Origin of the sequence: Sphingomonas sp. CBMAI 2297, assembly GCF_029870595.1 — a bacterium.
In the GTDB taxonomy this organism is placed as follows: Bacteria; Pseudomonadota; Alphaproteobacteria; order Sphingomonadales; family Sphingomonadaceae; genus Sphingomonas.
On record NZ_JAPDIR010000011.1, the window covers coordinates 88,689 to 101,517 of the forward strand.

Annotated in this window: 12 protein-coding genes; 6 read left to right on the forward strand and 6 right to left on the reverse strand. The window is 67.5% G+C overall.

Annotated features, from left to right (window positions below):
• The first annotated feature begins 18 nt into the window (after nt 1-18).
• Nucleotides 19-759 carry a hypothetical protein gene (locus OMP43_RS15910; protein WP_280280504.1) on the forward strand — a complete coding sequence of 247 codons (741 nt, stop codon included), beginning with the start codon at nt 19-21 and terminating at the stop codon, nt 757-759.
• On the opposite strand, the gene OMP43_RS15915 is transcribed toward OMP43_RS15910, so the two are convergent.
• From OMP43_RS15915 to OMP43_RS15925, 3 genes are all read right to left on the reverse strand, one after another.
• Entirely contained in the window at nt 756-1,277 is a 522-nt protein-coding gene (locus OMP43_RS15915) for a thioesterase family protein (RefSeq protein ID WP_348538607.1), read from the reverse strand. The genes OMP43_RS15910 and OMP43_RS15915 overlap by 4 nt on opposite strands.
• Nucleotides 1,278-1,473: 196 nt before the next feature.
• On the reverse strand, nt 1,474-2,250 hold the full coding sequence (locus OMP43_RS15920; protein WP_280280561.1) for a sulfite exporter TauE/SafE family protein: 777 nt from the start codon (nt 2,248-2,250) through the stop codon (nt 1,474-1,476).
• Nucleotides 2,251-2,263: 13 nt separating this feature from the next.
• Nucleotides 2,264-3,469: an LL-diaminopimelate aminotransferase gene (locus OMP43_RS15925; RefSeq protein ID WP_280280505.1), complete on the reverse strand. Its 1,206-nt coding sequence runs from the start codon at nt 3,467-3,469 to the stop codon at nt 2,264-2,266.
• Between the two features lie 128 nt (nt 3,470-3,597).
• Between OMP43_RS15925 and phaC the strand changes: the two genes are divergently transcribed.
• The 3 genes from phaC (at nt 3,598) to clpS (ending at nt 6,777) form a co-directional block, all read left to right on the forward strand.
• Nucleotides 3,598-5,340, forward strand: a complete 1,743-nt coding sequence (gene phaC, locus OMP43_RS15930) for a class I poly(R)-hydroxyalkanoic acid synthase (RefSeq protein ID WP_280280506.1) — start codon at nt 3,598-3,600, stop codon at nt 5,338-5,340.
• A gap of 120 nt (nt 5,341-5,460) precedes the next feature.
• Nucleotides 5,461-6,213: a TIGR01841 family phasin gene (gene phaP, locus OMP43_RS15935; RefSeq protein ID WP_280280507.1), complete on the forward strand. Its 753-nt coding sequence runs from the start codon at nt 5,461-5,463 to the stop codon at nt 6,211-6,213.
• 231 nt (nt 6,214-6,444) lie between these two features.
• A complete protein-coding gene (gene clpS / locus OMP43_RS15940; protein WP_086128377.1) occupies nt 6,445-6,777 on the forward strand; it encodes an ATP-dependent Clp protease adapter ClpS in 333 nt (110 codons plus the stop codon).
• On the opposite strand, the gene OMP43_RS15945 is transcribed toward clpS, so the two are convergent.
• Together OMP43_RS15945 and OMP43_RS15950 are read right to left on the reverse strand one after the other, a co-directional pair.
• Nucleotides 6,774-7,259, reverse strand: coding sequence for a hypothetical protein (locus tag OMP43_RS15945; RefSeq protein WP_280280508.1), 486 nt, complete (start codon nt 7,257-7,259; stop codon nt 6,774-6,776). The genes clpS and OMP43_RS15945 overlap by 4 nt on opposite strands.
• A gap of 167 nt (nt 7,260-7,426) precedes the next feature.
• Nucleotides 7,427-8,161, reverse strand: coding sequence for a Crp/Fnr family transcriptional regulator (locus OMP43_RS15950; protein WP_280280509.1), 735 nt, complete (start codon nt 8,159-8,161; stop codon nt 7,427-7,429).
• Nucleotides 8,162-8,282: 121 nt separating this feature from the next.
• On the opposite strand from OMP43_RS15950, the gene murA reads away from it, so the two are divergent.
• On the forward strand, nt 8,283-9,566 hold the full coding sequence (murA, locus tag OMP43_RS15955; protein ID WP_280280510.1) for a UDP-N-acetylglucosamine 1-carboxyvinyltransferase: 1,284 nt from the start codon (nt 8,283-8,285) through the stop codon (nt 9,564-9,566).
• A 29-nt stretch (nt 9,567-9,595) separates the two neighbouring features.
• Nucleotides 9,596-10,450 (forward strand): alpha/beta fold hydrolase, encoded by an 855-nt coding sequence (locus OMP43_RS15960; protein ID WP_280280511.1) that lies wholly within the window; start codon nt 9,596-9,598, stop codon nt 10,448-10,450.
• Here the strand turns inward: OMP43_RS15960 and OMP43_RS15965 are convergent.
• Nucleotides 10,447-12,813, reverse strand: coding sequence for a GH92 family glycosyl hydrolase (locus OMP43_RS15965; RefSeq protein WP_280280512.1), 2,367 nt, complete (start codon nt 12,811-12,813; stop codon nt 10,447-10,449). The genes OMP43_RS15960 and OMP43_RS15965 overlap by 4 nt on opposite strands.
• Nucleotides 12,814-12,829 lie beyond the last annotated feature (16 nt).

The following is a 12,829-nucleotide window of genomic DNA, read 5'->3' on the forward strand; positions in this document are numbered from 1 at the left end:
ATGGGCGGGGCGTGGCTGATGGCGTTGCGTGGACTGATCGTGGCTTTGCTGTGTGCCGGATCGCTGGCCGGCTGCACCCTGGGCTCGGATCAGCCTTTCGTCCCGCATGGCGATATCGTGCCCGGGCTGGCCGATGGCGACTATCAGCGCCTGGTGATCGCTGATCCCGCCAGGGTGCCAACCGCCATCCGCCAGGATTGCGTGACGCCAGGCTATGTCTTCCGGCTACCTAACGAGAAGGGCCAGCCCCGGAACCGCAAGGTCCGGCCGGTCTATTGCCCCTATGACGGCGAGCAGCGGCTACCGCTCGTCCGGCTCGCGCGCGAAAATGACGGCTATTGGCTTGCGGCGCAGGGCCGGCGATTGAACGTCCGTTTCAAGCTGTTCCGCAAGGGAATCTATCTCGTGCAGTCCGACGATCCGGAGAGTGATGGCCTGCGCTATGGTTATGCCCTGACACGCGAGGCGCCTGGCGGGATCGATATGGCGCTGCTGAGCTGCGACTATTTCCCCGCGCTGAAGTCCATCCACGATACGGAGGCCGCCAATATGGCGGAGACCGTGACGCCGGAGGCCGAGCCGGAACCCGGGGCATCGCCCGCATCGGTGGCGAAATGGGGGAGCGAGATACTGCCCAGCCAGCGCGGCGATTGCCGGGCGCCTTCCCTGGCCGCGATCCAACCCGAGCTCGATGCGGTGATCGACCGGTTCGTGCAGGGACGCGAGATCGTCTGGCTGCTGTTGCGGCGGACGCGCTAGCCCCCCAGCCCCTCCAGCCGCACGCGCACATTCTCCGGGATCGGCTTCGACTTGCGCGTCGCCAGGTCGACATGGACGCTGACCATCTCGATCTCGGTGTGGAGCTCGCCGGTATCGGCATGGCGGAGCTCGACGCGCATCGTCATGCTCGACGTGCCGACTCGCTCGACCCGGGCAAAGCCCTCGACCATGTCGTCGAACACGAACGGCTTCTTATAGTCGATGGCGGCGCGGACGACGTTGAACTCGGCGTCGAGCCAGTCCGGGCCGATATCGCCCAGATCGGCCCAGCGCCAGAATTCGCCGAGCGTGACGTCGGCATATTCGAGATAGCGCGAGTTGAAGACGATCTTCTGCCCGTCGATCTCGGAATAGCGGACGCGGAAGCGGGTGGAGAATGGGAAGCCGGGACGCATCGCGGCGGGGTGGCGCGAGGAGCGGCGCGCGTCAACCGTCCCTTCGCCGTCGCCGCGCAGGCCAGGTCGCCCGGGCTGGGGGCTCATATCCACCACTGTCATCCCCGCCATTCTCCCTCGTCATCCCCGCGACTCCCTTCGTCATCCCCGTAAAGGCGGGGATCCAGGGCCAGGGGCGGATTGCGCGCGGTCAAGTCCCGCGCGCTCCGGGGAGCGCTCGCCTGGTGGCATCACTGTCCCGCGCTACCCTGGACCCCGTCCGCGCGGGACGACGGAATTTGCTGGTCGAGGCGTGATCCTAGCTCAGCAGCCTGATGCCGACGATCGCCAGCACCGTCGCCAGGATCGGCACCAGCACCCGCTCGGAAACGCGCGTCGCGATCAGGCTGCCGATCACGATGCCGGGGATCGAGCCGAGCAGCAGCGCGACGAGCAGGCCCGGGTCCACCGATCCCATCGTCCAATGGCCGATGCCGGCGATGAAGGTGAGCGGCACCGCATGCGCGATGTCCGAGCCGACCAGCCGCGCCACCGGCGCGCCGGGATAGAGGACGAGCAGCGCCGTCATCCCCAGCGCGCCCGCGCCCACCGAGGTGAGCGAGACGAGCACGCCCAGCACCGCGCCCAGCACGATGGTGAGCGCCGCGATGGCGCGCGCGTCGAGCCGGGCGAAGCGCTGCCCCGCCGCGTGCACGATGCGGGTGCGGAAGAACAGCGCGATGGCGGTGAGGATCAGCGTGACGCCGAGGATGGCCGAGATCAGATGCCCGGTATCCTGCGCGCCGCGATGGGCCGCGCTGAGGAACAGCAGCGTGGCGGTGGTCGCCGGCACGCTGCCCGTCGCCAGCCGCCGCACCACGCGCCAGTCGACCGATCCGCGCCAGCCATGGACGGCGGTGCCCACTGCCTTGGTGCCCGAGGCATAGAGCAGGTCGGTGCCGACGGCGGTGGCCGGATGAAAGCCGAAGACGAGCACCAGCAGGGGCGTCATCAGCGATCCGCCGCCGACGCCGGTCAGCCCGACGAGCAGGCCGACGAGCACGCCGGCAAGCGAATAGAGCGGATCGACGTGCAGCACCGGCCCGGGCTCAGCCTGCCTTTGCCGCGGTGTTGACGCCCATCGACTTGAGATATTGCTTCACGTTGCGCGCCGCCTGGCGCAGGCGCTGCTCGTTCTCGACCATCGCGATGCGCACATAGCCCTCGCCATTCTCGCCATAGCCGACGCCCGGCGCCACCGCGACCTTGGCATGGGTGAGCAGCTGCTTGGAGAATTCGAGGCTGCCGAGATGCGCCAGCGCCGGGGGCAGCGGCGCCCAGGCGAACATCGATGCCGGCGGCGAGGGGATTTCCCAGCCGGCGCGGCCGAAGCTCTCGACCAGCACGTCGCGGCGCTTGTGGTAGAGCTGGCGATTGGCCTCGACGATGTCCTGCGGGCCGTTGAGCGCGGCGCAGGCGGCGGCCTGGATCGGCGTGAAGGCGCCGTAATCGAGATACGACTTCACTCGCGTCATCGCCGCGATCAGCTGCTTGTTGCCCACCGCGAAGCCCATGCGCCAGCCGGCCATGGAATAGGTCTTGGAGAGCGAGGTGAACTCGATTGCCACGTCCTTGGCGCCCTTGACCTGCAGGATCGACACGGTCGGCTTGCCGTCGAAATAGAGCTCCGAATAGGCGAGGTCGGAGAGGATCCACACCTTGTTCTCGCGCGCCCAGGCGACGAGTCGCTCGTAAAAGGCGAGGTCCACCGTCTCCGCCGTCGGGTTCGACGGATAATTGACCACCAGGATCGAGGGGCGCGGCACGGTGAACGCCATCGCGCGCTCGAGGCTCTCGAAATAATGCTCGTCCGGCGTGGTCGGCACCGCGCGGATCGTCGCGCCCGCGATGATGAAGCCGAAAGTGTGGATCGGATAGCTGGGGTTGGGCGCCAGCACGACGTCGCCCGGCGCGGTGATCGCGGTGGCGAGGCTGGCCAGGCCTTCCTTCGAGCCCATGGTCACCACGACCTCGGTCTCGGGATCGATCTCGACGCCGAATCGGCGGGCATAGTAATTGGCCTGGGCGCGGCGCAGGCCGGGAATGCCCTTGGACTGGGAATAGCCGTGCGCGTCGGGCTTCTGCGCGACTTCGACCAGCTTCTCGATCACGTGCGGCGGCGGCGGCAGGTCCGGATTGCCCATGCCGAGATCGATGATGTCCTCCCCCGCCGCACGCGCCGCTGCCCGCATCGCATTGACTTCGGCGATGACATAGGGGGGCAGGCGCTTCATGCGGTAGAATTCTTCGGACATTTCCTCGTCTCTCAGGGGTTGGAGCGCGGCACGAACTTGTGCCGTGCGCCCGTCCTACGCCATGTTCGCGCCTGCGGGAATGACGAGTTGCCTGTGGTGCGCTAAAGCGGCGCTTGAAGAGGATGAGCATGGCCGAAACGACCACACCGCCGATTCCCGATCTCGAGGACCTGCAGCACTGGACCTGGGTGCTCGGCCGCGCGCAGCAGATGATGCTCGAGCACGGCCTCGACATGATGGAGCATCTGCCCGGCGCGCCGCCCTTCGGCGCGCTGCTCGATCCCGCCGCGGCGGTGAAGGCGACCACCGATTTCTGGTCGGACACGATGAAGCTGTGGCAGCGCTTCCTCGATCCGCAGAATGCGGCGCCCTTCGAGGAGACGCCCGAGCAGGCGCGCGACAAGCGCTTCAAGGCGCCGCAATGGCGCGAGGAGCCGGTGTTCGATTTTCTGCGCCAGAGCTATCTGGTCATCGCCGACCATATGCTGCGCGGCGTCGACGCGCTGGAGGGGATGGACCCCAGGCAGAAGGACCAGGTGCGCTTCGCGACCCGGGGCTTCCTCGACGCGGTGAGCCCCACCAACTTCCCGGCGACCAATCCCGAAGTGCTCGAGAAGATCGTCGAGACCAAGGGCGAGAGCCTGCTCAAGGGCCTGTCCAACATGCTGGGCGACCTGGCCAAGGGTCAGATGACCCAGACGGCCGAGGGCGCCTATGAGCTGGGCCGCAACCTGGCGATGACGCCGGGCAAGGTGGTGAAGCGCACGCCGCTCTACGAGCTGATCCAATATGCCCCGGCGGAAGGCGCGAAACAGGTCTATGCGACGCCGCTGCTGATCTTCCCGCCCTGGATCAACCGCTATTACATCCTCGATCTCAATCCCGAGAAGAGCTTCATCCGCTGGGCGGTGGAGCAGGGGCTGACTGTGTTCGTGGTCTCGTGGAAGTCCGCCGACACCACGATGAAGGACGTGGTGTGGGACGATTTCGTCGAGGGCGGGCAGATCGACGCGATCGACACGGTGCGCGACCTGCTCGGCGTGGAGGCGGTGCACGCGATCGGCTATTGCGTCGCCGGCACCACGCTGGCCGCGACGCTGGCGGTGCTGCACGCCAGGGGCGAGGCCGAAAAGGTCAGGAGCGCGACCTTCTTCACCGCCCAGGTCGATTTCTCCGAGGCCGGCGAGCTCGGCATGTTCGTCGACGACGACCAGCTGGCGATGATCCGCAGCCTGGGGGCCGAGGGCTTCCTCGACGGGCGCTACATGGCGGCGACGTTCAACCTGCTGCGCGGGCGGGACCTGATCTGGAACTACGTCACCAACAACTATCTGATGGGCAAGGAATATGCCCCGTTCGACCTGCTCCACTGGAACTCGGACGTCACCAACCTGCCGGCGCGCTGGCACATGAGCTATCTGACCGACCTCTATCGCGACAACAAGCTGGTCCAGCCCGGCGCGCTCGCGATCGGCGGCACGCCGCTCGACCTCTCGAGCGTGGCGACGCCCACCTATGTCCAGGCCGGGCGCGAGGATCACATCGCCCCGGCGCAGAGCGTCTGGAAGATCACCCATTATTTCAGGGGGCCGCTCAAGTTCGTGCTCGCCGGATCGGGGCACATCGCCGGCGTGGTGAACCCGCCTTCCGCGCAGAAATATCAATATTGGACCAATTCGGAGAAGGCCGCGACGCTCGCCGAGTTTTTCGCGGGAGCAAAAGAGACCAAGGGGAGTTGGTGGCCCGACTGGATCGGCTGGCTCGACGCGCTCGATGCCGCCAGGGTTCCGGCCAAGGGCGCGCGGATTCCGGGCAAGGGCAAGCTCAAGCCCCTGGAGGATGCGCCGGGAAGCTATGTCCGGATGCGCTGATTTCCCGCGCAATCCCAGGCTTTTACCTATTTTTGTGCACTGCACAAAAGTCACTTGCATTGCAGTGCAAGAAGAGCTATATGCTGCATCGCAGCAATAGCTTTATGGGGAAGGCACATCATGGCCACCAAGGGACCGAAGCCCGTCGCTCCGAAGCCTGCGGCGCGCGCCAAGCCCGCGCCGAAAGTTGCTGCGCCCAAGGCTGAGAAGCCCGAGCCGGTGAAGGCTGCCGAGACGATCGTCGAGGCTCCCGTCGTCGCCGAGCCGGTCCCGGCCCTTGAGGCAGCACCGCAGGAAGTGACCGAAACCGAAACCGTCGAAGCCGTGGCCGAGACCCCCGTCGAGCAGATCGCCGAGGTTGCCACGGAAACCGCAATCACCGTCGTCGAAGCCGTCGAGGAGACGGTCGCCGCGCCGGAAGTGAAGGGAAGCTGGAAGATGACCACCATCGAGAACGCCACCGACAAGGCCCAGGCTCTGTTCGCCGAGTGGAACGACCGCACCAAGGCCGCCGTCGAGAAGTCGACCAAGCTGGTCGAGGAAGCCAATGACTTCGCCAAGGGCAATGTCGAGGCGCTGGTCGAATCGGGCCGCATCGCCGCCAAGGGCTTCGAGGGCCTGGGCCAGGACGCCGCCGAATATGGCCGCAAGTCGTTCGAGAGCGCGACCGCCGCGCTGAAGAACCTCGCCGCCGTCAAGTCGCCGACCGACTTCTTCAAGCTGCAGAGCGACTATTTCCGCGGCGCGTTCGACTCGTATGTCGCCGAGGCGTCGAAGAACACCGAGGCGCTGATCAAGCTCGCCAGCGATGCCGCGCAGCCGCTGTCGAACCGCGTCGCCGTCGCCGCCGAGAAGGTGAAGACCGCCGCGTAAGCGAGGGCTTCCGGCTCGCCGGAAGAAGAGATCAGGGCGGCCGTCCCCCCGGGGGGGCGGTCGCCCTTTCCTTTGCCGCCTCTCTTTTGCTCCCTCTCTTCTGCCCCTCTCTTCTGCCGGCGTCTTATCGGGGCGCACGCATGGCCGCCGGCCTTGCCCTCGAGGGCGCGAACCCATATTTTCGGCGGCGTGACAGATCCCGTTAAATTCGACACCAGCATGCCATGGCGCATGGCCGAGGACGGCAATGACGACGATCGGGGCAATGATCCCTCGGTCGGCATCGCCACGCGCACCCGCACGCGCACCAAGAAGCCCACGCCCTATCGCGTCCTGATGCTCAACGACGATTATACGCCGATGGAGTTCGTCGTGCTCGTCCTGCAGCGCTTCTTCCGGATGAACATGGAAGAGGCGACGCGGGTGATGCTCCACGTCCATCAGCGCGGCGTGGGCGTGTGCGGCGTGTTCAGCTACGAAGTCGCCGAGACCAAGGTGGCGCAGGTGATCGACTTCGCCCGCCAGAACCAGCACCCGCTGCAATGCACGCTGGAAAAGGCCTAGTCGGCGGGGTCTGCCGGAGGGCCGTTCTCGCCATCGAGTGAATTTCTCCGAGCCTCCGCCTTCGCGGCGCGACGTTCCTGCTCGCGTGCACGAACTCCGTTCCAATAAGCCCGTTGCCGCTTGGCCCAGCGATAATTGCGCACCGCGAACAGCACCGATACCCAGATCGCGGCGAACAACAGCCACCCGGAGGAGGGGCCGCGCAACAGCAACGGGCTGCAGGGTATCGCCACGAGCATGCGGATCACCGCGCCGCCGCGGCCACCATATTGTAGCGGATCGCCGAGGCACTGTACGAAAAGCATCGAATCGAAGGCTGCCCAGCCCAGCGCAAGGAAGATCGCGGGGACCGGCCACCAGCGGGTGAACGGAATCCCGCTCCCTTGCCGGATCTCGCGCTCCTCCCTGGTCAATCGCCGCCGCATGCGGCCGATGCTGGCACGGCCGCCAGGTGCACGCAATCCGGCCGGATCGTTTCGCACCGGCCTAAGGTATTCCACGCATAGGCGTTTTTCCGGGCGATACGGGTTCCGGCCGAATCGGTAGGAGCCATTCCGTTCCTGGGAACCGGGGGGGTCGGGCGGGAACAAGGGCCGGACGGCGCGACTTGTCATCGCAGACGTCCGGCCCCTTTCCTCTTACGCGAAGCTCAGCGCGCCTTGGGCAGCCAGCCGAGATCGAGCCCTTCGTAGCGATTGACGTAATTGGCCGCGCGGACGAGCGCGCGCTCGTCGAGCAGCGTGACGCGGCCGCTTTCCCGGGCGATCATCCCTTCCTCTTCGAGCTGGCGCAGCATGCGGTTGACGTGCACCGCGGTGAGGCCGGTGGCGTCGCCCACTTCCTCCTGCGTCAGCCCCAGCGGAAAGACGTTGGCAAGGCTCTTGTCGGCGGCCCGCAGGCGATTGCGCAGCTCGAGCAGCAGCGCCGCGACCCGGGCCTTGGCGCTGGTGCGGCCGAGCGCGGCCAGCCGGTCGGTGAGGGCGACGCGCTCGATCTGCGAATGGACCAGCACCATCGCGGCGAGGCGCGGGTGATCGAGCATCAGCTCCGACAGCGCGCCGCGATCGAACGGGCAGACCACGCAGTCGGACAGCGCGGCCAGCGTCTCGGGCGCTTCGCGATAGACCGCGCTGGACACTCCCAGCATGTCGCCGGGGAAGAGGAAGCGCAGGATCTGGCGGCTGCCGTCGTCGAGCAGCACATAGCTCATCATCAGGCCCTTGCGCAGGATGTAGAGTTCGTTGCCGCCCTCGTTCTCGCGCTGGAGCACCGCCCCGCGGCGCAGGTGGCGCTGGCGTTCTTCCAATCTTTCGAGCGCTTTCCACTCGACCTCTGATAAGTCGATCAGCTCGCTCAGCCTCTCCGCGAAACAACTGCCGGACACGCGATGGCTTCTCCCCACGCGCAATGCAAAGCAGTGCAACTGAATCAATGCATTAAAATCGATCAAGGGTGCGAAAAACGCCTGCCCTTGCGCGTGGCGGGACAAAGATTAGAAGCCCGGCATGGACCGTATTCTCATTCGCGGCGGCAATCGCCTTTCCGGCAGGATTCCCGTCTCCGGCGCCAAGAACGCGGCGCTCACGCTGATGCCCTGCGCGCTGCTGACCGACGAGCCGCTGACCCTGCGGAACCTGCCGCGCCTGGCGGATGTCGACAGCTTCGGCCACCTGCTCAACGAGCTCGGCGCCTCCACGGCGATCGAGGGCACGCGGCCCAGCGATTTCGGCCGGGTGATGACGGTGCGCGCGGGCAAGCTGACCTCGGCGGTCGCGCCCTATGACATCGTCCGCAAGATGCGCGCCTCGATCCTGGTGCTCGGCCCGCTGCTCGGCCGCGCGGGCGAGGCGACGGTGTCGCTGCCCGGCGGCTGCGCGATCGGCAATCGGCCGATCGACCTGCACCTGAAGGCGCTCGAGGCGATGGGCGCCGAGATCGAGCTGGCCGCGGGCTATGTGAAGGCCACCGCGCCGGGCGGCCGGCTGCCCGGCGGCCGCTACAGCTTCCCGGTGGTCTCGGTCGGCGCGACCGAGAACGCGCTGATGGCGGCGGTCACCGCCAAGGGCACCACCATACTCGACAATGCCGCCCGCGAGCCCGAGATCGTCGACCTGTGCAACCTGCTGGTCGCGATGGGCGCGAAGATCGGCGGCATCGGCACCGAGCGGCTGGAGATCGAAGGCCGGGATCGCCTGCACGGCGCGACCTATGCCGTGATGCCCGATCGGATCGAGGCGGGCAGCTATGCCTGCGCGGCGGCGATCACCGGTGGCGATATCGAACTGGTCGGCGCGGCGGCGGAGGACATGCGCGCCACGCTGGACGCGCTCGTCCAGGCGGGCGTGACCGTGGAGGAGACCAAGGCCGGCATCCGGGTGGCCGCCAATGGCCCGCTCAAGCCGCTGACCCTGTCGACGGCGCCCTTTCCGGGTTTCGCGACCGACATGCAGGCGCAGTTCATGGCGATGCAGCTGGTTGCGGAGGGCGCCAGCGTGTTCACCGAGACGATCTTCGAGAACCGCTACATGCACGTGCCCGAGCTGACCCGCATGGGCGCGCATATCGATGTGCGCGGGCGCACCGCCGTGGTGCACGGACCGGCCAGGCTGGTCGGTGCGCAGGTGATGGCCACCGATCTGCGCGCCTCGATGAGCCTGATCCTCGCGGGGCTTGCCGCCGAGGGCGAGACGCAGGTCAACCGTGTCTATCACCTCGACCGCGGCTATGAGCGGCTCGAGGAGAAGCTGCAGGCCGTGGGCGCCGATATCGAGCGGGTCGGCGACGGCTAGCGGCGATGCGGAGGCGCCGCGCGCGACTGTTGATCGGGACGGCGGCGCTGCTGTCGATCCTGGTGCTCGCGACAAGCTGGTTCCTCGCATCGAAGATCGCCGCTGGACATGCCTCCGCGGTCGCGCCGGTTCCGCCGCCCGCCGAGCCGGTGCGCCTGAGGGCGCGGGACGGCGTTGCGCTCGCCGGTACCTACTGGCCTGGCAGGCGCCCCGATGCGCCGGCCGTGCTGCTTCTCCACGGCGTCGGCGCCTCGCGCAACCAGACCGCGCCGATGGCCGAGGCGCTGGCGGCGCAAGGCTATGCGGCGCTGGCGATCGACTTGCGCGGGCACGGTGCCTCGACGATCACCGATCACAGCTATGGGCTCGACGAAGGGCTGGACGCACGCGCGGCGTTCGACTGGCTCAAGGCGCGGCAGCATAGCGGGAAGGTGGCGGTGATCGGCGTCTCGCTGGGCGGGGCCGCCGCGCTGATCGGCCGCGACGGCGCGGTCCCGGCCGATGCGCTGGTGCTGGTCGCGGTGTTTCCGGACATTCGCCATGCGATCTACAACCGGCTGGCGGCGGTGCTGACGCCGGCGGGCGGGGCGCTCGCCGAGCCGCTGCTCAGCTTCCAGTCACTGCCGCGCCACCGCGTCTGGCCCGGGCGGATCGCGCCGATCGCGGCGATCCGGGACTATGCCGGGCCGGTCTTCGTTATCGGAGGCGCGGAAGACCGCTACACGCCGCCGGCGGAGACTCGCGCGCTCTACGCGGCCGCGCCGAATCGCAAGGCGCTGTGGCTGGTGCCGGGGCTGTCGCATGGCGAGGTGAGCAATCTGCATGACGCCGAATGGGCGCGGCGGATCGGAGCGTTCCTGCGCGAGACGATCGGGATGCCCTAGCGCACGGTGCTCATGGAATAGGGCCGCGCCGCCTTGCCCGTCGCCCAGCTCCTGTTCGGCACTGCCTGCATGCCGAAGCGCAGTTCGCCGCCGGCGACGATCTCCTCATGTTTCAGATAGCCGCGGGCCAGCGGCCTGCCGTTGAGCAGGACCTTGCCGACATATTTGTTCGTGTCCGACAGCCCGTCCGCGACGATGGTGAAACGCTTGCCGTTCGGCAGGTTGAGCGCCGCGCGGTTCAGGAACGGCCGGCCGATCACATATTCGTTCGAGCCCGGCGCGACGGGGTAGAAGCCGAGCGCGGTGAACACGAGCCAGGCCGACATCTGGCCGAGATCGTCATTGCCCGAGAGCCCGTCCGGCCCCGGCTTGTACTGGCTCTCGACGATCTGCGTCAGCCGTTCCTGCGTCCGCCAGGGCTGGCCGGCATAGGCGTAGAGATAGGCGACATGGTGGCTCGGCTCGTTGCCATGGATATACTGGCCGATCAGGCCGGCAATGTCCTCGGCATGGCTGTAGTCGAGCTTCGAATTGTCGAAGTCGAACATGGCGTCGAGCTTCTTCACCGCCGCCGCGTCGCCGCCCAGCAGCGCGAACATGCCGGCCTGGTCCTGGGGCACGAACCAGGAATATTGCCAGGCATTGCCCTCGGTATAGTCCGAGCCATAGTTGATCGCGGTGGGATCGAAGGGGGTGCGGAAGGTCCCGTCCGCCTTGCGCGCGCGCAGGAAGCCGGTCTTCGCATCGAAGCTGTTGCGCCAGTTGCCTGCACGCTTCGCGAAGGCGGCGGCGATATCGGCCTTGCCCATTGCCTGGGCCATGCGCGCGATGGTCCAGTCGTCATAGGCATATTCGACTGTCTTGGAGGCTGCTTCCGGCTCCTTGTCGATCGGGACGTAGCCAAGCTGCATATAATGGTCCAGGCCACCATAGGGACCGTAGGTGGCGCTCTTCACCATCGCGTCGAGCGCGGCTTGCGCGTCGAAGCCGCGAATGCCCTTGAGATAGGCGTCGGCGATCACGGGCACGGCATGATAGCCGATCATCGTCCAGGTCTCGCGGCCGTGGAACTGCCAGACGGGCAGGATGCCGAAGGGGCTCGCCTGCTGGCTGGCGATCAGCGAGTCGACGATGTCGGCGTTCCGCTTCTTCGGCTGGAGCAGCACCAGCAGCGGATGCTCGGCGCGGAACGTGTCCCATAGCGAAAAGGTCGAGTGGAAGGTGAAGCCCTTTGCCGCATGGACCTGGTCGTCCGGGCCCCGCCAGCGGCCGTCGGCGTCGGAAAAGACGCTGGGGGCGATCATCGTGTGATAGAGCGCGGCATAGAAGGTCTTCACGGTAGCCGGCGCGCCCTCCGCCTGGACAGCGCCCAGGGCATCGCGCCAGGCGGTCGTGGACCGCGCATAGATTTCCCTGAAGCCGCCCGCCTCGCTGTCGAGGTTGGCGATCGCGCCGTCCTCATCGACCGAGGAGATCGCCACCTTCACTTCCAGCGGCTTGTCGAGCATGCCGAAGTCGAGCCGTGCCACCAGCGCGCGGCCGGCAAGCTGCGCGGCATCGTCCGCGCCGCGGCTTGGGCCCTGGAAGCCCTGATACGCGACCTTCTCTTCCTTGTTCAGAAAGGCATGATCCGTCAGCGACGCCGACGGGCGGATCGCGAAGAACAGCTTGCGCGCCGGCGCCCAGCCCCGGGTTTCGCGCGAACCGGTGATCGTGCCGTCGGCGCGGATGCGGATCGACGACCAGAGCGTCTTGCCCGGATAATCGTAGAGCGAGCTGCGCAGGTCGAGCACCAGATGCGCCGCTTTCCCCGCGGGGAAGGCGTAGCGCTGGACGCCGACGCGCGTGCCCGCGGTGAGATCGGCGGTGATGCCCGAATCGTCGAGGACCACCGAGTAGAAGCCCGGCGTCGCCAGCTCGCGGTCATGGCTGAAGCGCGAGCGATAACCCGATCCGGGTTGCCTGGGGTCGCCGGGCTCGAGGGGCACCACGTCGCCCGCCACCGGCATCATCAGGAAATCGCCCAGGTCCGAATGGCCGGCGCCCGAGAAATGCGTCATCGAGAAGCCCTGGATGGTCGGGTCCTCGTAACGATAGCCGGCGGCGTGCGCATAGCATTCGCGGATCCGGCAGCTGGTATCGGTGTCCGGGCTGAGCTGGATCATGCCGAACGGCGCGACGGCGCCGGGGAAAGTGTGCCCCTCGCCGCCGGTGCCGACCAGGGGAGCCTCGAACCAGGGCGGCGGCACGGGCTCGGCTTCTCGCGCCGCGTCCCGCCCGGGGGCGATCTGCGCCGACGCCGGCGCGGTAGCGAACGACAGGGCGGCGAGCACGGCGAGGCCGGTGCGAAGGGGCATGGTCATGCCCCCGTTAGAGCAG